Below are 20,377 nucleotides of genomic sequence, written 5' to 3'. Positions count from 1 at the left end.
CCGTGTCAGCGGACACGGGGCTGCGGGGGCGGGCCGCCGCCGGCGAGGGGGGACTTGGCCAGATCCACACAGCCCACCGCGATCAGCCCGACGGCCAGGATCTGAGGCACCAGCCACCAGCCGGTGCGCAGGGTCTCGCCGAACAGGAGCACCCCGTAGGTGATGCTGATCAGCGCGTCGCCGAGGGTGAGCATCGGCTGGGAGGCGGCCAGCCAGCCCGCCTGGAGCGCGTTCTGGAGCAGGAACAGCGCGCCCACCCCGGCCACCGCGGTGGCGTAGAGCTGCCAGGAGGAGAACAGCGCCGCGGCCCCGCCCCCGTTGTCGAGCCGGGCCACGGCGTCCTTCATCAGCGCGGCGGTCAGCGCGTAACCGCAGGCCGCGGCGAGGCCGAGCAGGGCGGCACGCGGATTGCCGCGCAGCCGCAGCGCGCAGAGGATCAGTACGGCCTCGAAGACCCCGGTGGCGATCAGCGCCGGGATCCAGGCGTAGCCCCGCACCGAGTCATGGCCTCCGCCGGGGGCCGCGGAGGCCATGCCCAGCGCCAGCCCGCCGGTCACCGCGGCCACGCCGTACCAGACACCGCGCGGCAGCTTGCGATGGAAGACATGTCCGGCGATCAGCAGGGTGGCGGGCAGCTCGATCACGAAGATCGGCTGCACCACGGCGATCGGCCCGGTGGCGAGCGCCACCGCCTGGCACCCCGCCGCCACGATCACCAGACCGATCCCCGCCAGCCACACCTTCTGCCGCAGGAGATGGCTGATCAGCGAGAGCCGCATGGACTCGACATCGGGCGCCGTGGCGGCGGCCCGGCGCTGGAGCACCGAGGCGGAGCCGTTGCTGATCGCGGTCAGGAGGGCGAACAGGACACTGATCACCGGACCATCATGCGGGTCACCGGTGGCGGAACCATGCCATATCACTCCAATCCATCCACCCGAGGGCCGAACGGGTTACCCCTGAGCGGCACACCCAACCCCTCCCCCGGCCGCTCTCCGGGCTCCGCCTCGCGGCCGGGAAGGACCCGCCGGCCTCGGTAGACTCGCGGCGCCGGCGCTCCGTGGGGCGGAAGCCACACCGAAAGGGGCGCGGGGAACCGTGGTACGCAGACATCGACACCCGCCGCCCTCGCCGCTGCCGCAGCGCGACGGGATCGACCCGGTGCGGGTGCGGCTGCCCCCGGATCCCGGCGGGGAGTGGGAGACCGTACGGGATCATCTGGTCGCGCGGTTCGGGGCCGCCATCGGGGCGGAGCGTGTCGACGCGATACTGCGCGCGGGGCGTTTCGCCGGGGTGGACGGTCCGGTGAGGGGTGCGGAGCCGTACACGGCAGGGCGTTATATCTGGTTCCACCGGGATTTCGCCCCCGAGGAGCGCGTGCCGTTCGAGATCGGGATCGTGCACCGGGACGAGCGGATCGTGGTCGCGGACAAGCCGCACTTCCTGGCCACCACACCACGCGGACGCCATGTCACCGAGACCGCGCTGGCCAGACTGCGGCGGGAGCTGGGACTGCCCGAGCTCCAGCCCGCGCACCGGCTCGACCGGCTGACGGCGGGGCTCGCGCTCTTTGTCGTACGGGCCGGGGACCGGGGCGCGTACCAGACGCTGTTCCGGGACCGGCGGGTGCGCAAGGAGTACGAGGCGGTGGCCCCGTACGACCCCGCGGTGGCGCTGCCCGTCACCGTGCGCAGCCGAATCAAGAAGGAGCGCGGGACGCTGGCCGCGCGGGAGGTGCCGGGCGAGCCGAACAGCGAGAGCCGGATCGAACTGCTTGAGCACCTGGGCGGATTCGGCCGGTACCGGCTGTCGCCCGCCACCGGCCGTACCCATCAGCTACGGGTCCATATGAACAGCCTGGGGCTGCCGCTGCTCCATGACCCGGTCTACCCGGTGGTCCTTGAGGAGGTTCCGCCCGACCGTACGGACTACACCCGGCCCCTCCAACTGCTGGCGAAGGTGCTGGAGTTCACCGATCCGCTGACGGGTGAGCCGTACCGTTTCGAGAGCCGTCTCCGGCTCGTACCGCTCACCCGCCTCGACCGGCCGTCCGGTCAGTGACCGCGCTGGATCCACTCTGCCAGATCCGGTGCCTCGGCGCCGATGGTGGTCGAGTCGCCGTGGCCGGTCCGTACGACGGTCTCCGGCGGCAGACCGAGCAGCCGGTCGCGGATCGAGTCGATGATCGTCGGGAAGTGCGAGAAGGACCGTCCGGTGGCGCCGGGGCCGCCCTGGAAGAGGGTGTCGCCGGTGAAGACCGTCGACAGCTCGGGGGCGTGCAGACAGACCGCGCCCGGCGCGTGCCCGGGGGTGTGGAGCACGGTCAGGGTGGTACCGGCGACGGAGAGGGTCCTGCCGTCGGTCAGTTCGCCGTCCGGGAGCCGCTCGGGGTATGTCTGCTTCCACAGCGGCAGATCGTCGGGGTGCAGCAGTACGGGCGCGCCGGTGGCCTCGGCGAGGGCCGGGGCCGCGTCGATGTGGTCGTTGTGCGCGTGGGTGCAGACGATGGCGCGCAGCGTCCGGCCGCCGAGCGCCTCCTCGATGGCGGCGGCGTCGTGCGCGGCGTCGATGACGATCGCCTCGGAGTCGTCGCCGACGATCCAGACGTTGTTGTCGACGTCCCAGGTGCCGCCGTCGAGCGAGAAGGTGCCGGAGGTGACGAGATGGTCGATACGGGCGGTCATCAGAACACCACCACCGAGCGCAGGACATCGCCCTCGTGCATCCGGGCGAACGCCTTCTCCACATCGCCGAGTCCGATGGTCTCGGTGACGAAGGCGGCGAGGTCGATACGGCCCTGCTGGTGCAGATCGATGAGCATGGGGAAGTCACGGGACGGCAGACAGTCGCCGTACCAGGACGACTTGAGGGCGCCGCCGCGGCCGAAGACGTCGAGCAGCGGCAGTTCGAGCCTCATCTCGGGGGTGGGCACACCGACGAGGACGACGGTCCCGGCCAGATCGCGGGCGTAGAAGGCCTGCTCGTATGTCTCGGGACGGCCGACCGCCTCGATGACGACATCCGCGCCGAACCCTCCGGTCAGCTCACGGATCGCCTCGACGGGGTCGGTGGAGCGGGAGTTGACGGTGTGGGTGGCGCCCATCGACTTCGCCGTCTCCAGCTTGCGGTCGTCGATGTCGACGGCGATGATCCGGGCCGCGCCCGCCAGACGCGCGCCGACGACGGCCGCGTCGCCCACACCGCCGCAGCCGATGACCGCGACCGAGTCGCCGCGGCCGACCTGGCCGGTGTTGATCGCGGCGCCGATGCCCGCCATCACACCGCAGCCGAGCAGTCCGGCCACCGCCGGTGAGACGGTCGGGTCGACCTTGGTGCACTGGCCCGCGGCGACGAGGGTCTTCTCCGCGAAGGCGCCGATGCCGAGCGCCGGGGAGAGTTCCGTACCGTCCGTCAGGGTCATCTTCTGCCGGGCGTTGTGGGTGTTGAAGCAGTACTGCGGCCGGCCGCGCAGACAGGCCCGGCAGGCGCCGCACACCGCACGCCAGTTGAGGACGACGAAGTCACCGGGTGCGACCTCGGTGACGCCCTCGCCGACCGACTCCACCACGCCCGCGGCCTCGTGGCCGAGGAGGAAGGGGAAGTCGTCGTTGATCCCGCCCTGCTTGTAGTGCAGATCGGTGTGGCACACACCGCACGCCTGCACCGTCACCACGGCCTCGCCGGGGCCGGGGTCGGGTACGACGATCGTCTCGACCCGTACCGGCTCGTTCTTGCCGGGGGCGATGACCCCTTGCACCTGCTGCGCCATGCCAGGACCTGCCTTTCCTCACCTCTGGGACGGAACCTTCGGCACCACTATCCCGCGCCGGGGCGGGTGCCGGGGGACACCGACGCCCGTCAGGGGGCCAGCACGTCCAGTTCCTGGAGGGCGCCGACGGCGATCTCCCTGGTGAGTTCCTCGGCGCGGGCCGCGTCGCCCTCGCGGACGGCCTCGGCGACACCGACATGGAGGGTCACGGCCGCCGGGTCCGGGTCGTCGAACATCACCTGGTGGTGCGTACGGCCGGTGAGGATCTCGGCGACCACATCGCCGAGCCTGGCGAACATCTCGTTGCCCGAGGCGTTCAGCACCACCCGGTGGAAGGCGATGTCGTGGACGAGATACTCCTCCAGCCGGCGCCCCCGCGAGGTGGCGACCATCCCGAGCGCCTGCTCGGTGAGGGCGGCGCACTGTTCGGGAGTGGCGTGGCGGGCGGCGAGTCCGGCCGCGACCGGTTCGACCGCGGAGCGCAGCACGGTCAGTGAACGGAGCTGGCGGGGCCGGTCCGTACCGGCGAGGCGCCAGCGGATGACCCGCGGATCGTAGACGTTCCACTCCTCGGTGGGACGTACGGTCACGCCCACCCGGCGTCTGGACTCCACGAGGTGCATCGATTCGAGGACGCGGACCACCTCGCGGACGACGGTGCGCGAGACGTCGAAGCGCTGGGCGACCTCGTCGGTGCGGACCACGCTGCCCTCGGGATACTCCCCCGCGGTGATGGCGAGGCCGAGAGTGTCCAGCACACGGGTATGCAGGCCCCGGCCTTCTGTGGTCATGGGGCAAGCCTACGGGGCGGGGTCCCCGGGTAAAAAGTACGACGTTTACATCACAGACTCTTGAATACGTCGTACCTAATGGGTTTCAGTTGCGCGACGGACCCAGCGCGCCCGACCTGGCTCGCCCACGGCGTCCGTGACGGACCGATGTCGAAGAAGACAGCGAGGCAAGCGATGAGCACCCCCCACGTCGTCGTGGTGATGGGCGTGTCAGGAACCGGCAAGACCACGGTCGGGCCCCTGCTCGCCGCCGCACTGGGCGTCCCGTACGCCGAGGGCGACGACTTCCACCCGCCCGCGAACATCGCCAAGATGTCCGCCGGCGTACCGCTGGACGACATGGACCGGTGGCCCTGGCTCGACGCGATCGGGAGCTGGGCCCACGAGCGGGCCGGACTCGGCGGTGTGGTGAGCAGCTCCGCGCTCAAGCGCGCCTACCGCGACCGGCTGCGCGCCGCCGCGCCCGGCGCCGTCTTCCTGCATCTGACCGGCGACCGGGCGCTCATCGGGCGGCGGCTGGCGGAGCGCAAGGGGCACTTCATGCCCGTCGCGCTCCTGGACTCCCAGTTCGCGGCCCTGGAGAACCTGGCGGCCGACGAGGCGGGCGTCGCCGTCGATGTGTCAGGTACCCCACAAGAAATCACCACCCGGGCCGTCGCCGCGCTGCGCCGGCTCGACGAGAACTGAAGGAATCCCCCGTGACCAGTCTCAGTGTCGAGACGCTGGCAGCGGACGCCGTCGAGCCGATCACCTCGGCGGGCAACGCCCAGTTGGGTATAGCCGTACTCGCCGGTATCGCCGTCATCGTCCTCCTCATCACCGTCGTCAAGCTCCATGCCTTTCTGGCCCTGACCATCGGCTCGCTGGCGCTCGGCGCCTTCGCGGGCGCCCCGCTGGACAAGGTCATAGCCAGCTTCACCACCGGCCTCGGCTCCACCGTCGCGGGGGTGGGCGTGCTGATCGCGCTCGGCGCGATCCTCGGCAAACTCCTCGCGGACTCCGGCGGCGCCGACCAGATCGTCGACACGATCCTCGCGAAGGCGAGCGGGCGCGCGATGCCGTGGGCGATGGTCCTCATCGCCTCGGTCATCGGGCTGCCGCTCTTCTTCGAGGTCGGTATCGTGCTGCTGATCCCGGTGGTGCTGCTGGTGGCCAAGCGCGGCAACCACTCCCTGATGCGGATCGGCATCCCCGCGCTGGCCGGGCTCTCCGTGATGCACGGGCTGATCCCGCCGCACCCCGGGCCGCTGGTCGCCATCGACGCGATCGGCGCCAATCTGGGGGTCACGCTGGCGCTCGGTGTGGTCGTCGCCATTCCGACCGTGATCATCGCCGGACCGCTCTTCTCCCGGTACGCGGCGCGGTGGGTGGACATCCCGGCCCCCGACAAGATGGTGCCGCAGCGCGCCTCCGTGGAGTTGGAGAGGCGGCCGAGCTTCGCCGCGACGGTCTCCACCGTGCTGCTGCCCGTGGTGCTGATGCTGGGCAAGGCGCTCGTGGACATCGTCGTGGACGACCCGGAGCACACCGTCCAGCGGGTCGCCGATGTCGTCGGTTCACCGCTGATCGCGCTGCTCGCCGCCGTCGTCGTCGGGCTCTTCACCCTGGGCCGCGCGGCCGGGTTCACCAAGGACCGGATCGCCTCGACGGTCGAGAAGTCGCTCGGCCCGATCGCGGGCGTGCTGCTGATCGTCGGCGCGGGCGGCGGCTTCAAGCAGACGCTGATCGACTCCGGGGTGGGCCGGATGGTCCTGGACATCTCCGAGGACTGGTCGATTCCCGCCCTGCTGCTGGCCTGGCTGATCGCGGTGGCGATCCGGCTGGCGACCGGTTCCGCCACCGTGGCGACCATCTCGGCGGCCGGTCTGGTGGCGCCGCTCGCGGCGGACATGTCCACCTCGCACGCCGCGCTGCTGGTGCTGGCGATCGGCGCGGGCTCGCTCTTCTTCAGCCATGTGAACGACGCGGGGTTCTGGCTGGTGAAGGAGTACTTCGGGATGGACGTCGGTCAGACGATCAAGACCTGGTCGGTGATGGAGACCATCATCTCCGTGGTCGGTCTGGGCTGTGTGCTGCTGCTCTCCCTGGTGTTGTAGCCGGGGCCGGCCGCCGCGGCCGGACCGGGCGGGGCCGGGTCACTCCTCCTTCCACCGGGAGTGCTCCCGCTCCGCCCACGCCCGGTCCACCGACCCGGTGCGCATACCGCGCCGGGCCACCGGATCCCCGTACGCCATCCCGATGTGCCCGATGAGCACGATGCCGATGGCCAGGGCCAGCCAGTCGTGCAGGAAGGTGGCGCTCGTACGCCACACGACCGGGGCGAGACCGGTGAACCACATCAGCAGACCCGTGCCGAGCATCACCAGCACGGCGCCCGCGATCCAGGCCGCGTAGAGCTTCTGTCCCGCGTTGAACTTCCCGGCCGGCCGGGAGCCGGGACGCTCGTCGCGCCGCAGTACGGCACGCAGCCACTCCTTGTCGTACGGCAGGAAGCGGTTGAGCCGGCGCAGATCGGCGCGGAAGGCGCGGGAGCCGAGGCCGAGCAGTACGGGGACCGGCAGCAGCAGCCCCGACCACTCGTGGACGGTGACGACGAGATACCGGCGGCCGACCAGTTCGGCGAGCTGCGGTACGTAGAGACAGCCCGCGGTCACCACGCAGACGAGCATCAGCGCGCCGGTCGTACGGTGCGTCCAGCGCTCGGCGGTGCTGAAGCGCCGTATCCGCTCAGACGGTCGGGGTGTCGTCGCGGCCGTTGGACCTGCCGACCCAGGCGTCGACGTCATAGCCGCGCTCCTCCCAGTAGCCGGGCCTCACCTCGGAGGTGACGGAGATCCCGGAGAGCCATTTCGCCGACTTGTAGAAGTACATCGGCGCCACATAGAGCCGGACCGGGCCGCCATGCGCGTGCCCGATCGCCTCGTCCCGCATCCTCAGCGCCACCAGCACATCGGCGCGCCGGGCCTGCTCCAGCGTCAGGCTCTCGCTGTACGCGCCGTCGAAGCAGGTGAAGCGGACCGCCCCGGCCCCCGGGCGCACCCCGGCCGCGTCGAGGAGGTCCGAGAGCCGTACGCCCTCGAACGGCGTGTGCGGGACGCGCCAGCCGGTCACACACTGCACATCGCGGACCATCCGGGTCTGGGGCAGCTTCCGCAGCGCGTCGAGGGTGTACGTGGTGGGCCGGTCGACCAGTCCGTCGACCGTCAGCCGGTAGGTGTCCGCGTTCTTCCGGGGCACGGAGGCGGTGACGGAGTAGTAGCGGAAGCCGCCGCCGTTGGGCAGCAGTCCGGTCAGACCGGTGGGGTCCTTGTCGGCGGCCGAGCCGAGGAAGGCTTCGAGGCCGCGCTGGAGAGAGGGCGCCGCGACGAGTCCTGCCGCGCCCAGACCGAGCATGGAGAGCACCAGCCGGCGGCCCACGGGGGTGCCTTCGGGCTCGCTCTGTTGAGAGTTCACCCACCGAGGAGAACACCCGCGGCCCCCGGAAACCAGGGGCCGCGGGTACACGTGAGGAATTCGTCAGATCTCAGGTTTCGGATCTCGGGTTTCGGATCCCGGATCTCAGACCCCGGCCGTCTCCGACTCGGCGGCCTTCTCCAGCTGGAAGGCCTCGTTGCCCAGCCCGATACGGGCGTGCACCTCGGGCCTGGCGGAGCGCAGCACCAGTCCGTACACCACCCCGCCGAGCAGCGCCAGCAGGATGATCCCCGGCAGGACCCAGCTCAGCGAGGAGCCGGGGCCCGCGCCGACCAGGACGTCGAAGTCCTTCACCGTGTACACGGCGATCGCCACCAGCGCGAGGCCCGCCAGGGCGGAGGCGGCCAGGCGCGGGGCCTGCGGGCGCCCGGCGCCGCGCCGTACGAAGAAGACGATGACGGCGAAGGAGGCCGCGGCCATCAGCACGATGACACCGAGCGCGCCGACATTGCCCATCCAGGTGAACAGGCGCAGCACCGGCGCGGTCGGATCGCCGACGGGCTTGTCGTCGGTGATCGCGAAGGCGAGCACCACGACGATCGAGAACACGGACTGGAGGGCGGAACCGGAGGCGGGGGCGCCACTGGTCTTGTTCGTCCGGCCGAAGGCGGCGGGCAGCAGCCCCTCGCGCCCCATCGCGAAGGCGTAGCGGGCGACGACATTGTGGAAGCTGAGCAGCGCGGCGAACATACCGGTCACATACAGCACATGCAGGACATCGGTGAAGGTGGCGCCGAGCCGGCTCTCGGTGAGTCCGAAGATCAGTCCGGGCCCCTCCTTGGCGGAGAGGGCGACGATCTCGCCGGGCCCCGCGGCCACGGAGAGCGCCCAGGCGCTCAGGGCCAGGAAGAGCGCGGAGAGACCGACGGCCAGGAACATCACCCGGGAGACGACGACATGCGGGCGGCTGGTCTCCTCGGCGTAGACGGGGGCCTGTTCGAACCCGACGAAGGCGGCGATGCAGAAGCAGAGCGCGGTGCCGATGCCCGCGCCGGTCAGCGCGTCGGGGTTGAACGCGGCGAGGGACAGCCCCTCCTTGCCCGGATCGGCGACCGCGGCGACATCGAAGATCACGACCAGGGCGATCTCGATGAACAGCAGGACTCCGAGGACCTTCGCGTTGAGGTCGATCTTCAGCCAGCCGAGCAGACCGACGGCCGCGGCGGCGACGAGGGCCGGTATCCACCAGACCACGCTCATGTCGAGGTAGGTGGCGAAGAGTCCGGAGATCTCGAAGCCGAAGATGCCGTAGATGCCGACCTGCATGGCGTTGTAGGCGACCAGGGCGACGAGCGAGGCGCCCGCGCCCGCCGTGGGGCCGAGACCGCGGGCGATGTACGCGTAGAAGGCGCCCGCGTTGTGCACATGTCTGCTCATCTCCGCGTATCCGATGCTGAACAGCACCAGGACGACACCGAGGATGACGTACAGCAGGGGCTGGCCGACGACGCCCATGACGCCGTAGACGGCGGACATGACACCGGCGACCGTCAGCAGGGGCGCGCTTGCGGCGAGCACGGAGAGCAGCAGGCCCAGCGTGCCCAGCCGGTCGGCGCGCAGGGCTCGTTCCTGCCCTTTGAAGGTGTTGATCTCGCTCGTGCTCGAACTGCCCGTCGGCATGACAGGGGGTGTCCTTTCGGGGAGGGCGGGATGGTGGGCTGGGTCAGGCGGCGCCGAACGCGGCGTCGCGTGCGGCCGTGAACGCCTTGCGGGGGTCCCGGTCCGGATACGACCAGGGCGCCGGGGTGATGTGCGGGCCGATGCGCTGGAAGAGCGCCGCCGCCTCGGCGGTCCGGCCGTCGAGGAACTGGGCGTGGGCGAGGAAGTTGAGATCGACACGGCCCCGCGGATGCTCCTCGCTCTCCCACTCCAGCCACCAGTCGAAGGCGGTCTTCAGCACCTGGCGGGCGCGGCGCCCGGTCCAGTGACCGGATTCGGCCGGATCGGCGGGCTCGTGTCCCGCCGTCGCGAGCACCCGGTAGCGCTCGGCGTGGGCGACCACGGGAAGGACGGCCAACGGCGAGTCGGCGGGGGCCTGTTCGGCGGCCCAGGAGGCGAAGTCGTACACCTCGTGGAGGGGGTCCTGGCCCGCGTCGGGATGCCGTTCCGCGAGCCGCGCCGCCATCAGGTGGTGCGCGTGGTGGTGTCCGGGGTGGCGGGTCCTGACCTCGTCGAAGAGTCGCGCGGTCTCTTCCTCGGTGCCGAGCGTACGGGCCAGGAGCAGCAGACCGAGCCAGGGGGTGGGATCGGCGGGGGACCTGCGGATCGCCTCACGGCAGGCCTCCCGGGCCTTCGCCTCCTGTTCCTTCCCGCGGAGCGCGGCGACGGCGGTGGCGCAGGCGAGCAGGGTGGCCGCGTCGGAGCTGTCGGGTTCCGCGAGCAGCCAGTCGCGGGTCCAGGCGACGGCACCGGCGGCCTGGGCCAGTACGACGGCCCGGTGGCCCCGCCGGTCCCAGTCGTCACCGGTGGCGGCGAGGAGGGTGCGGGCCTCGGACCAACGGCCCTGGGCCAGTTGGTCTCTTACCGCGCCGAGTTCGGCGTCGTCGAGGGCCGGATCGAAGAACTGGTCGGAACGTGAGCCACGTCTTCGCAAGCGGCCCAGGGGTGGCGGAGGCGGAGACATCCGCGGGGTCCTCCAGGGCACATGAACGAGCGATGATCGCGCACAGCCAACCGGTAGGCGAGGCTTCGCGTCAAGGGCTGTCTTCGGTACGAACCGCCGCCAACTGTTCCGCGTTCCGCCACGGTTGATCCGCTTCTCGTACGGAAGCCCAGCTCAGATGGGTTTCGGCCACCATGGACCATAAGGCGGCGCCCTTCGGCCCGGTGCGCGCGAGTCGCGGAAGTCACGTTGGGAAACGGCCCGATGGCGGGGCGTCAGCCGTCCGGTCCGCGCACCGGCCGCCGCGGCGCCGTCCCGGCCGGCCGGGACGGCGACGTACACGCCGGTCAGGACGGCGGCGTACCTGCCGGTCAGGGCGGCGGCGTACCGGTCGGCCGGCCGACCGGATTGTCAGCCGGTCGCGCGCGCCGCGGCGCGGCCCGCCGTACGGCCGGAGAAGAGACAGCCGCCGAGGAAGGTGCCCTCCAGGGAGCGGTAGCCATGGATCCCGCCGCCGCCGAAACCGGCCACCTCGCCCGCCGCGTAGACACCGGGCAGGGGTTCGCCCGCCGCGGTCAGCACACGTGAGGACAGATCCGTCTCCAGGCCGCCGAGCGACTTGCGGGTGAGGATGTTCAGCCGTACGGCGATCAGCGGCCCCGCCGCAGGATCGAGGATGCGGTGCGGGGCCGCCGTACGGATCAGCTTGTCCCCCAGATATCTGCGGGCTCCCCGGATCGCCGTGATCTGGAGGTCCTTGGTGAAGGGGTTGGCGATCTCCCGGTCGCGCGCGGTGATCTCACGGCGCAGCCGGTCCTCGTCGATCAGCGGCTCCTCGGTGAGCGCGTTCATCCCGCGTACGAGCGCGCCCAGATCCCTCTCCACGACGAAGTCGGCTCCGTTGTCCATGAACGCCTTCACCGGTCCCGGTACACCGGCGCGCGCACGGCCGATCACGCCCCGGACCGACTTGCCCGTGAGATCGGGGTTCTGCTCGGAGCCCGAGAGGGCGAACTCCTTGCCGATGACGCGCTGGTCGAGGACGAACCAGGTGTGGTCGTGGCCGGAGCGCATGATGTGCTCCAGGGTGCCGAGCGTGTCGAAGCCGGGGAAGAGCGGTACGGGCAGCCGGCGGCCCCGCGCGTCCAGCCAGAGCGAGGAGGGGCCGGGCAGGATACGGATGCCGTGCCGGGCCCAGACCGGGTTCCAGTTCTCGATGCCCTCGGTGTAGTGCCACATCCGGTCCCGGTTGATGTGGTGCCCGCCCGCCGCCTCCGTGATGCCGAGCATCAGTCCGTCGACATGCGCGGGCACTCCGGAGAGCAGCTTGCGCGGCGGGGTGCCGAGCCGCTCCGGCCACTGGGCGCGGACCAGCTCGTGATTGCCGCCGATACCGCCGGAGGTGACGATCACGGCCTGTGCCCGCAGTTCGAAGGAGCCGGTGACCGTACGGCCGCTCGCGGTGCCGCGTTCGGCGTCGCTCGGCTCCAGGATCTCGCCGGTGACGGTGTCCACGGCGCCGGCCGTGGCGGCGAGGCCGGTGACCCGGTGCCGGAACCGGAAGGTCACCAGCCCCCGGGCGACGCCCTCGCGCACCCGCCGCTCGAAGGGCGCGACCACCGCGGGCCCGGTGCCCCAGGTGATGTGGAAGCGCGGTACGGAGTTGCCGTGCCCGCTCGCGTCGTATCCGCCGCGCTCGGCCCAGCCCACCACCGGGAAGAACCTCACCCCTCGCGCGTGCAGCCAGGACCGCTTCTCGCCCGCCGCGAAGTCCACGTACGCCTCGGCCCAGGCGCGCGGCCACCGGTCCTCGGGGCGGTCGAAACCGGCCGTACCGAGCCAGTCCTGGAGGGCGAGTTCACGGCTGTCCTTGATCCGCAGCCTGCGCTGCTCGGGCGAGTCCACGAGGAACAGTCCGCCGAAGGACCAGTGCGCCTGACCGCCGAGCGACCGCTCGGGCTCCTGGTCGAGAAGGATGACGGACCGGCCCGCGTCCACCAGTTCGGCGGTGGCGACCAGGCCCGCGAGGCCCGCCCCGATCACGATCACATCAGCGTCGTACGCCATCGTTTCCGTCCTTTGAGAGCACAGTCGAGCACCGGGCCGGGCAGGTGGTCCGATCCTCCGTACGCGTGAGTAACACGTCAACTGGTTGGATGGGGTTCATGAGCGCTGCTGACGAGATCCTGGACGTCGTCGACGAGAACGACCGTGTGGTCGGGCAGGCGCCGCGCGGTGAGATCTACGCGAAGGGCCTGCGGCACCGCTGTGTCTTCGTACTGGTACGGGACCCCGAGGACCGGGTGTTCGTCCATCGCAGGACCGCCGGCAAACTCGCCTTCCCCTCCCTCTACGACATGTTCGTGGGCGGTGTCGTGGGCGCGGGCGAGAGCTATGACGACGCGGCGCTGCGGGAGGCCGAGGAGGAGCTGGGGGTGTCGGGTCTCGACCGTCCCGTACCGCTGTTCCCGTTCCGCTACGACGCGGCGGACGGGTCCTTCCTGGAGAGCGCGTATGTGTACTGGGTGCGCTGCGCGCTGCCGGTGAATCCCCAGGTGGAAGAGATCGCCTGGCACGGTTTCCTGACGGAGGCCGAGCTGGAGCGGCGGCTCGGGGAGTGGGAGTGGGTACCGGACGGCCTCGCGGCGTACGAGCGCTTCAGGGCCTCCCGGGCGCCCCGTCCGCCACGCGCGTAGGGTGCGCCACGTGACCGGGTTTGTACGGAACCTGCGGCTGTGGTTCGCGCCCCGCCGCGTCGGCGACGAGGGCGAGACCCCCGACTACCGTTTCTCGCTGGCCAACGAGCGCACCTTCCTGGCCTGGATCCGTACGGCGCTCGCGCTGGTGGGCGGCGGGTTCGCGGTCGCCCAGTTCCTGCCGGACCTGCGCTGGGGCGTACGGGTCGGGCTCGCGGTGGCGCTGCTCGCGGCCGGGGCGCTCTGCTCGCTGCGCGCGGTCAACCACTGGGTGCGCTGCGAGGTGGCGATGCGGCGCGGGGAGGATCTGCCGGTGTCCGGCTTTCCCACCCTGCTGAGTCTGGCGGTGGGAGTGGTCGCCGTGGTGATGGCGGTCATCGTGGTGCTGGGCCGGGCCGGCTGATGACACCGAGCACCGCTCCGGGGCCTCAGGACCCGGAGCCCGTCCGGGATCCCGGGCTCCAGCCGGAGCGCACCCGGCTGGCCTGGCGGCGTACGACACTCACCTGCACCGTCGTGGCGGTCCTGGCCGCGCGCCAGGCGATCCACGACGGGGGTACGGCCGCCACTCCGGCCGCCGTCGCGTTCATCGCCCTGGTCTGGCTGGGCTTTCTGGCGACGGCCCACCGGCGGGTGCGGGCCCTGGCCACCGCACGTCCCCGGGCGCTGCCGGTGAGCGGCGCCGTCGCGATGACGGTCTGCACCGTTCTGCTGGCGGTGTGCGCGGTGGCGGTCATGATGTGAGCCTCCCCGGCCACCCGTCTGCTTGGGGTCCGTGGCACCGGTCTGCCCGGGTCCATGGCACTGGACGGCATACCGACCGGTCGGCATCATGAGCGGGAGGACGTGCACGGGAGGCCGTACAGCCGGTACGGTTCCGCCCCGTTCTCCATCTTCGTCCTCCTCCTTCCTCCCCCCGACCGCCCACGGAGGTACCGCACCATGAGCCCAGCCCCCCTGCCAGGACTCGATCCCGAGAAACTGCGCGGCCGGCTCGACCTCGTCCGTCCCGGACTGGTGGGCGGGCCCCTGGAGGCACGGCTGATCGAGGGGGGCCGCTCGAATCTGACGTACGCCGTCACCGACGGCACCCGGCACTGGGTGGTCCGCAGGCCTCCGCTGGGCCATGTGCTGGCCACCGCCCATGACATGGCGCGCGAGTTCCGGGTGATCAAGGCGCTCCATCCGACGGCCGTGCCGGTGCCGGAACCGCTGCTGCTCTGCGAGGACGAGTCCGTCCTCGGCGCGCCCTTCTATGTCATGGAGCATCTGGAGGGCACGGCGTACCGCACGGCCGAACAGCTCGCCCCGCTCGGTCCCGAGCGCACCCGCGCCGCCGTCCTCGCGCTGGTCGACACTCTGGTCGAGCTGCACGCCGTCGATCCGGAGGCCGTCGGTCTCGGTGACTTCGGCCGGCCCGAGGGATTCCTCGACCGTCAGCTCCGCCGCTGGGGCAAGCAGCTCGCCGCCTCCCGCGACCGCGCGCTGCCCGGGATCGACGAACTGCACGCCGCCCTCGGCCGCGCGCTGCCCGGCTCGCCCTCCCCCACCGTGGTCCATGGCGACTTCCGGCTCGACAACGTCCTGATGGACGGGGACGACCGGATCACGGGGGTGCTGGACTGGGAGATGTCCACGCTGGGCGACCCGCTCACCGATCTGGGGCTGCTGGTGATGTACAGCACGGGTCTGGGGCTGCCGGACTCACCGGTCAGTACGACGGCGGGGGCGGCCGGCCACCCCGCGCCCGGGGAGCTGGTCGAGCGGTACGCGGCCCGCTCGGGCCGGGACACCTCCGCCATCGCCTGGTACACGGCGTTCGCCTGGTTCAAGCTCGCCGTGATCCTGGAGGGCATCCACTACCGCTACACCCTCGGCCGGACCGTGGGACCCGGTTTCGACCGGATCGGCGATCTCGTCCCCGTCTTCATCGAGCACGGTCTCACCACCCTCCAGGAAGGCTGACCCGTCCATGGATTTCGCATTCGACGCCCGCACCGAAGAACTGCGCGCCAAGCTGCTCGCCTTCATGGACGCGTATGTCCTCCCGGCGGAGGAGGTGGCGCACGAGCAGCGCGCACGGCTGGCCGACCCCTGGGGCACCCCGCCGGTGGTGGAGGAGCTGAAGGCCGAGGCGCGCCGGCAGGGGCTGTGGAATCTGTTCCTGCCCGGCAAGGAGTACGGCGCCGGGCTGACCAATCTCCAGTACGCGCCGCTCGCCGAGATCACCGGACGCTCGCCGCAGTTGGCGCCCACGGCGCTGAACTGCGCGGCGCCCGACACCGGCAATATGGAGGTGCTCGCCCAGTTCGGCACCGAGGAGCAGCGCGAGCGCTGGCTGGAGCCGCTGCTCGCGGGCGAGATCCGATCGGCGTTCGCGATGACCGAGCCCGAGGTCGCCTCGTCGGACGCGACGAACATCCGGACAAGGATCGAGCGTGACGGCGACTCCTATGTCATCAACGGCCGCAAGTGGTACATCTCCGGGGCGATGAACCCGGAGTGCGCGATCTTCATCGTGATGGGCAAGACGGACCCGGACGGCGAGGACGTCCGCCGCCAGCAGTCGATGATCCTGGTACCGCGCGACACCCCGGGGCTCCGGGTGACCCGCGCGATGCGGGTGTACGGCTACGAGGACCACTACCACGGCGGCCATGCCGAGATCGTTTTCGACGATGTACGGGTGCCCGCCACGCATCTCGTGGGTGAGGAGGGCGGCGGTTTCGCGATCGCGCAGGCCCGGCTCGGGCCCGGCCGTATCCACCACTGCATGCGGCTGATCGGCATGGCCGAGCGCGCGATCGAGCTGATGTGCCGACGGGCCGTGTCCCGTACGGCGTTCGGCGGGCCGATCGCCCGGCAGGGCGTCGTACGGAACTGGATCGCGGACGCCCGGGTGACGGTCGAGCAGCTCCGGCTGCTCGTGCTGAAGACGGCCTGGCTGATGGACACGGTCGGCAACCGGGGCGCGCACACGGAGATCCAGGCCATCAAGATCGCCACTCCGCGCGCGGTGGTGGACATCATCGACTCGGCCGTCCAGTTGTACGGCGCCGGCGGGGTCAGCCAGGATTTCCCGCTGGCCGAACTGTGGGCGGCGGCACGGACCTTGCGCCTGGCGGACGGTCCCGACGAGGTGCATCAGCGGTCGCTGGCGCGGCGGGAGCTGAAGAAGTACCTCTGAGGCGTGGGCGTGGACCCGGGCTCGCGTACGGGCTCGGGCTTGGACCTCGGGCGCAGACGCGGGAGCGAGAGGCCGCACGGCACCATCTCGCCACTTATTTCAGCCTTTACGGTGGTTATCACCCCATGGATCTCAATTCGGCCCCTTCTCTGGCTAGCGTCGGCAGCGCTCTAACGACCGCAAGCCGTGCACCGGAGCCACAGGGGGAACCACCCATGCGTCATCGTTCGATCGCCGCCCTCGCCGTGTCCGCCGCCTTCGCGGCGGTCGTCGCCGCCGCGCCCACCGCCTCGGCGGAGCCGAATCCGCCCGGCTGTCCCAAGCAGTACTTCTGCGCCTACTCCGGCGAGGGACAGAGCGGCAGCCTGCTGCTGAAGACCGCGGGCAACTGGTCGGGCGGTGTCGCGGGGGTCCGCTCCGTCTTCAACAACGGCGTCCGCTTCGCCGGCGGCGACCATGTCCAGCTCTCCTGGCGGTACAACGGCCGCGACTGGGGCCAGTGCTTGCACTTCAACCCGGGGCCGGGCGAGTACAAGGCCAACTTCGTCGGTGTCACCGTCACCAAGGTCGTCTGGCGCGGTGAGTGCTGAGCCACCGCCGGCAAAAAAGCTCCTGAGAGGATCCGACAGCAGCCGAGGGACCCCTCAGGGCCCGTCCGTAGGGCCTGTACGGCGCACAGGCCCTACGGACGAAGCGCACGCAGCAGCAGATCCGCGAGATGGTCCGCGACCTGCTGCGGGGAGAGAACGCCGTCCGGCCGGTACCAGGTCGAGAGATGGTGGACCGAGCCGAAGTGGTAGTCCACCACCAGATCGGCGGGGGTGGCGGTGGAGAAGACACCAGCGCGCTGGCCCTCCTCGATCAGCGCGCGGAAGCGCTCGTGGTAGCGGCGCCGCTCGGCCCGTACCTGCTTGTTCTTCTCCGGGCTGAGATGGTGCATCGAGCGGAAGAAGATCGAGGCGTCGTCCAGATTGTCGATCGTCGTCACCACGACATCGGCGGCGGCGGCCCGCAGCCGCCGCTCCACCGGCTCGTCCGCGTCGGCGAAGGCGTCCAGACGCTCCTGCTGGAGACGGAGGACCCGTGCGTAGACCTCCTGGAGGAGATCCTCCTTGGAGCCGAAGTAGTGGTAGAGAGCGCCCTTGGTGACACCCGCCGCCTCGACGATCTCCTGCACCGAGGTGCGGTCGTAGCCGCGCTCCGCGAAGAGCCGGGTGGCGGCGGCCAGCAGCCGTTGCGGGACGGGCACTCCGCCCCCGTCCGTCGTCCTGGCCATGTGCCGCCACCCGCCTTCCGTTCCGTACCGCGCACTGTCCGTCGGAGGAGGCGTGACCCGTGCCCCCTCTGTCCGAGGATCTTCCCACCTCCGGACACGGACGGCTCCGGCGGGAAGTCGATGCCCGTCAGCCACGGCCCGTCACCCCTCGGTCGCCTCCCATTTCCGCTGGACGCGGTTCATCGTGGCCAGCCAGCGGTCGGGGTCGTCCGCGCGCGCCCGGGAGAAGCCGGCCACCTCCGGATGCGGCAGAACGAGGAAGCGGTCCTCCGCCATGGCGGTGAACAGGGCGTCGGCGACCTCCTCCGGTTCGATGGCGGTGGCGGCGAGCACCAGTTCGCCCGCGCTGCCCGAGGCGGTGAGCATGTCCGTACGGACGCCCTGCGGGCAGACGGCGTGCACCCTGAGACCGCGGTGGCGGTAGGTCAGCGAGAGCCACTCCGCGTAGGCCAGCGCGCCGTGCTTGGTGACGCTGTACGGGGCCGCGCCGATCATGGTCAGCAGTCCTGCGGCGGAGACGGTGGAGACGAACCGGCCGGCGCCGCGCTCCAGCCAGTCGGGCAGCAGCGCCCTGACGGCCCGTACGTGCGCCATGACATTGACGTCCCAGGCGGACGACCAGACCTCCTCGCCTGCGAGCGCGTCGCCGGGTGAGCCGACTCCCGCGTTGGCGCAGTAGATGTCGACGGTGCCGCCGAGCGCCTCCCGGGCCTCGGCCACGATCAGGGAGGCATCGCCGGGGACCGCGCGGGCGCCGATCTCCGCGGCGACGGCCGCGGCCTTCTCCGCGTCGAGATCGTTGACCACCACACGGGCGCCCTCGGCGGCGAATCTGCGGGCGAGCGCGGCGCCGATACCACCGCCGGCCCCCGTGACCACGACCCCCGCGTCCCGCACCGTGTCCACCGTACTCATCGGGACCTGCCTTCCGGGCTTCCGGTTCTGCGCCGGCCGCCCCGCGGCGCGCCGACACCGGCAGACTAACCAGTCGGTATGTGGCGAGGGAAGGGAGTGGGCGGGAAGGGAGCGGGACACGGGCGGCCCGCGGACGCGGAGGGTGCAGAGTGGAAGCGGAAGGAGACCCTGGTGGAAAAGGAGACCCCGGGTGGAAGCGGAAGGGAGGCCCGAGGACCAGGGGCCGACCGTGGGCCTCGTTCCGTACGGCGGTTCCTCGCGCTAGCGTGCGTGAGCATGACAGACGACGGACGACCCGATCACGGAGGTAGCGGGATGAGCCTGTCCAGACGGGGTTTGCTGGCCGCCGGTGGCGCCGTGGGGGCCGCGGGGGCGCTCACCGCGGGCGCCTCGCACGCCGCCGCGCGCTCCGGGAGCGCGCCCTCGGTGCGCACGGGCTTCGACCGGCTGGCCGCCGACGGCTACCGGCTGCTGTCGGGGCAGAGCGTCGGCCTGGTCACCAACCCCACCGGGATCACCCGGGACGTACGCCATGTGGTGGATGTGATGCACGGCGACGACCGGGTGGATCTGGCCGCCGTCTTCGGTCCGGAGCACGGCTTCCGGGGGACGGCCCAGGCGGGCGGCTCCGAGGGCCGCCACGACGACCCGGCCACCGGGCTGCCCGTCTACGACACGTACCTCAAGAGCGGGCAGGCTCTCGCGGACATCTTCACCGGGTCCGGTGTGGACACGGTCGTCTTCGACATCCAGGACGCGGGCGCCCGCTTCTACACCTATATCTGGACGCTCTACGACTGTATGGAGGCGGCGGCGCTCGCGGGCAAGCGCTTCGTCGTACTGGACCGGCCCAACCCGGTCACCGGGCGGGCGGCGCTCGGACCCGTCCTCCAGCGGGAGTTCGCGACCTTCGTGGGCCGCGAGCCGATCTCCCAGGCGCACGGTATGACGGTCACCGAGCTGGCGCTGCTCTTCAACGGCGAGTTCCTGGCGGAGCCGGTGGAGCTGACGACGGTGACCATGTCGGGATGGCGCAGGTCCGACTTCTTCGACGCAACGGGACTGCCCTGGGTGCCGCCGAGCCCCAATATGCCGACACCGGACACGGCGCTGGTGTACGCGGGCACCTGTCTGTTCGAGGGGACGAATCTGTCGGAGGGGCGCGGTACGACCCGGCCGTTCGAACTGCTCGGCGCCGAGGGCATCGACCGGACCTGGGCCGAGGCGGCCAACGCGCTGGAGCTGCCCGGGGTACGGTTCCGCGAGGCGTATTTCGCGCCGACCTTCTCCAAGTTCCAGGGGAAGACGATCGGCGGGGTGCAGCTCCATGTCCATGACCGGACGTTGTTCGATCCGGTACGCACCGGGATCGCGCTGCTGGTGACGGCGAAGCGGTCCTGGAGCGGATTCGCCTGGCGTCCCGACAACTGGATCGACAAACTGACCGGCTCGACGCGGGTCCGCACCCTGATCGACGCGGGCGCCGGGACGGACGAGGTGGTCGACGCCTGGCAGGACGAGCTGGCCGCGTTCCGCCGGGTACGGCGCGGCTATCTGCTCTACCGCTGAGCACCGGCCGGTGGCCGGCGTCCACAGCTGAACGCCGGCCGCCGGTCCGGCGTCCCGCGGCTGAGCACCGGGCGCCGGTCCGGACCGCGCGTGTCTGT

21 protein-coding genes are annotated in these 20,377 nt (G+C 71.2%); 10 read left to right on the top strand and 11 right to left on the bottom strand.

Annotation, left to right across the window (positions count from 1 at the left end; genetic code table 11):
• Window positions 1-5: 5 nt before the first annotated feature.
• On the bottom strand, window positions 6-878 hold the full coding sequence (locus tag OG214_RS30645; RefSeq protein WP_383033834.1) for a DMT family transporter: 873 nt from the start codon (window positions 876-878) through the stop codon (window positions 6-8).
• 220 nt (window positions 879-1,098) lie between these two features.
• Between OG214_RS30645 and OG214_RS30640 the strand changes: the two genes are divergently transcribed.
• Window positions 1,099-2,061 (top strand): pseudouridine synthase, encoded by a 963-nt coding sequence (locus OG214_RS30640; RefSeq protein ID WP_405986553.1) that lies wholly within the window; start codon window positions 1,099-1,101, stop codon window positions 2,059-2,061.
• On the opposite strand, the gene OG214_RS30635 is transcribed toward OG214_RS30640, so the two are convergent.
• The 3 genes from OG214_RS30635 to OG214_RS30625 all read right to left on the bottom strand — a co-directional run bounded on the left by OG214_RS30635 (window position 2,055) and on the right by OG214_RS30625 (window position 4,560).
• Window positions 2,055-2,684 (bottom strand): MBL fold metallo-hydrolase, encoded by a 630-nt coding sequence (locus tag OG214_RS30635; protein ID WP_405986552.1) that lies wholly within the window; start codon window positions 2,682-2,684, stop codon window positions 2,055-2,057. The two genes, OG214_RS30640 and OG214_RS30635, sit on opposite strands and share 7 nt — an antisense overlap.
• Window positions 2,684-3,769, bottom strand: a complete 1,086-nt coding sequence (locus OG214_RS30630; RefSeq protein WP_405986551.1) for an S-(hydroxymethyl)mycothiol dehydrogenase — start codon at window positions 3,767-3,769, stop codon at window positions 2,684-2,686. The genes OG214_RS30635 and OG214_RS30630 overlap by 1 nt, the downstream gene beginning before the upstream one ends.
• 89 nt (window positions 3,770-3,858) lie before the next feature.
• Window positions 3,859-4,560, bottom strand: coding sequence for an FCD domain-containing protein (locus OG214_RS30625; protein ID WP_363084270.1), 702 nt, complete (start codon window positions 4,558-4,560; stop codon window positions 3,859-3,861).
• Between the two features lie 174 nt (window positions 4,561-4,734).
• On the opposite strand from OG214_RS30625, the gene OG214_RS30620 reads away from it, so the two are divergent.
• Window positions 4,735-5,247 (top strand): gluconokinase, encoded by a 513-nt coding sequence (locus OG214_RS30620; protein ID WP_363084269.1) that lies wholly within the window; start codon window positions 4,735-4,737, stop codon window positions 5,245-5,247.
• An 11-nt stretch (window positions 5,248-5,258) separates the two neighbouring features.
• A complete protein-coding gene (locus OG214_RS30615; RefSeq protein WP_363084268.1) occupies window positions 5,259-6,656 on the top strand; it encodes a gluconate:H+ symporter in 1,398 nt (465 codons plus the stop codon).
• A 39-nt stretch (window positions 6,657-6,695) separates the two neighbouring features.
• Here the strand turns inward: OG214_RS30615 and OG214_RS30610 are convergent, their stop codons facing one another.
• The 5 genes from OG214_RS30610 to OG214_RS30590 form a co-directional block, all read right to left on the bottom strand.
• Window positions 6,696-7,346 (bottom strand): cytochrome b/b6 domain-containing protein, encoded by a 651-nt coding sequence (locus OG214_RS30610; protein WP_405986550.1) that lies wholly within the window; start codon window positions 7,344-7,346, stop codon window positions 6,696-6,698.
• The gene (locus OG214_RS30605; RefSeq protein WP_365900644.1) at window positions 7,288-7,953 is read right to left on the bottom strand and encodes a molybdopterin-dependent oxidoreductase; all 666 of its coding nucleotides are present in this window, start codon (window positions 7,951-7,953) and stop codon (window positions 7,288-7,290) included. Before OG214_RS30605 ends, OG214_RS30610 begins: the two co-directional genes overlap by 59 nt.
• Before the next feature lie 165 nt (window positions 7,954-8,118).
• Window positions 8,119-9,654, bottom strand: coding sequence for an APC family permease (locus tag OG214_RS30600; protein ID WP_363084265.1), 1,536 nt, complete (start codon window positions 9,652-9,654; stop codon window positions 8,119-8,121).
• 43 nt (window positions 9,655-9,697) lie between these two features.
• Window positions 9,698-10,657, bottom strand: a complete 960-nt coding sequence (locus OG214_RS30595) for a hypothetical protein (protein WP_363084264.1) — start codon at window positions 10,655-10,657, stop codon at window positions 9,698-9,700.
• Window positions 10,658-11,047: 390 nt separating this feature from the next.
• Complete coding sequence (locus OG214_RS30590; RefSeq protein ID WP_363084676.1) at window positions 11,048-12,703, bottom strand: FAD-binding dehydrogenase; 1,656 nt, start codon at window positions 12,701-12,703, stop codon at window positions 11,048-11,050.
• Window positions 12,704-12,801: 98 nt separating this feature from the next.
• Between OG214_RS30590 and OG214_RS30585 the strand changes: the two genes are divergently transcribed.
• The 6 genes from OG214_RS30585 (at window position 12,802) to OG214_RS30560 (ending at window position 17,109) form a co-directional block, all read left to right on the top strand.
• Window positions 12,802-13,332 carry an NUDIX domain-containing protein gene (locus OG214_RS30585; RefSeq protein WP_363084677.1) on the top strand — a complete coding sequence of 177 codons (531 nt, stop codon included), beginning with the start codon at window positions 12,802-12,804 and terminating at the stop codon, window positions 13,330-13,332.
• Window positions 13,333-13,342: 10 nt separating this feature from the next.
• Window positions 13,343-13,735 carry a YidH family protein gene (locus OG214_RS30580; protein ID WP_405986549.1) on the top strand — a complete coding sequence of 131 codons (393 nt, stop codon included), beginning with the start codon at window positions 13,343-13,345 and terminating at the stop codon, window positions 13,733-13,735.
• Window positions 13,735-14,076 carry a DUF202 domain-containing protein gene (locus OG214_RS30575; protein ID WP_363084679.1) on the top strand — a complete coding sequence of 114 codons (342 nt, stop codon included), beginning with the start codon at window positions 13,735-13,737 and terminating at the stop codon, window positions 14,074-14,076. Before OG214_RS30580 ends, OG214_RS30575 begins: the two co-directional genes overlap by 1 nt.
• 198 nt (window positions 14,077-14,274) lie before the next feature.
• Complete coding sequence (locus tag OG214_RS30570) at window positions 14,275-15,297, top strand: phosphotransferase family protein (RefSeq protein ID WP_405986548.1); 1,023 nt, start codon at window positions 14,275-14,277, stop codon at window positions 15,295-15,297.
• 7 nt (window positions 15,298-15,304) lie between these two features.
• Complete coding sequence (locus OG214_RS30565) at window positions 15,305-16,519, top strand: acyl-CoA dehydrogenase family protein (protein WP_363084681.1); 1,215 nt, start codon at window positions 15,305-15,307, stop codon at window positions 16,517-16,519.
• A 215-nt stretch (window positions 16,520-16,734) separates the two neighbouring features.
• A complete protein-coding gene (locus OG214_RS30560) occupies window positions 16,735-17,109 on the top strand; it encodes a peptidase inhibitor family I36 protein (protein WP_363084682.1) in 375 nt (124 codons plus the stop codon).
• 92 nt (window positions 17,110-17,201) lie between these two features.
• Here OG214_RS30560 and OG214_RS30555 read toward each other — a convergent pair whose 3' ends face one another.
• Both OG214_RS30555 and OG214_RS30550 read right to left on the bottom strand, forming a co-directional pair.
• On the bottom strand, window positions 17,202-17,795 hold the full coding sequence (locus OG214_RS30555) for a TetR/AcrR family transcriptional regulator (RefSeq protein ID WP_363084683.1): 594 nt from the start codon (window positions 17,793-17,795) through the stop codon (window positions 17,202-17,204).
• A gap of 141 nt (window positions 17,796-17,936) precedes the next feature.
• Entirely contained in the window at window positions 17,937-18,710 is a 774-nt protein-coding gene (locus OG214_RS30550; RefSeq protein ID WP_405986547.1) for an SDR family oxidoreductase, read from the bottom strand.
• A gap of 315 nt (window positions 18,711-19,025) precedes the next feature.
• Here OG214_RS30550 and OG214_RS30545 point away from each other — a divergent pair, with 315 nt between their 5' ends.
• Window positions 19,026-20,279, top strand: a complete 1,254-nt coding sequence (locus OG214_RS30545; protein ID WP_405986546.1) for an exo-beta-N-acetylmuramidase NamZ domain-containing protein — start codon at window positions 19,026-19,028, stop codon at window positions 20,277-20,279.
• The last annotated feature ends 98 nt before the right edge of the window (window positions 20,280-20,377 follow it).

The organism is Streptomyces sp. NBC_00872, from assembly GCF_045161915.1.
Lineage (GTDB): Bacteria > Actinomycetota > Actinomycetes > Streptomycetales > Streptomycetaceae > Streptomyces.
Note: the sequence above shows the minus strand (reverse complement) of the source record. Positions and strands in the feature narration are given on the sequence as shown.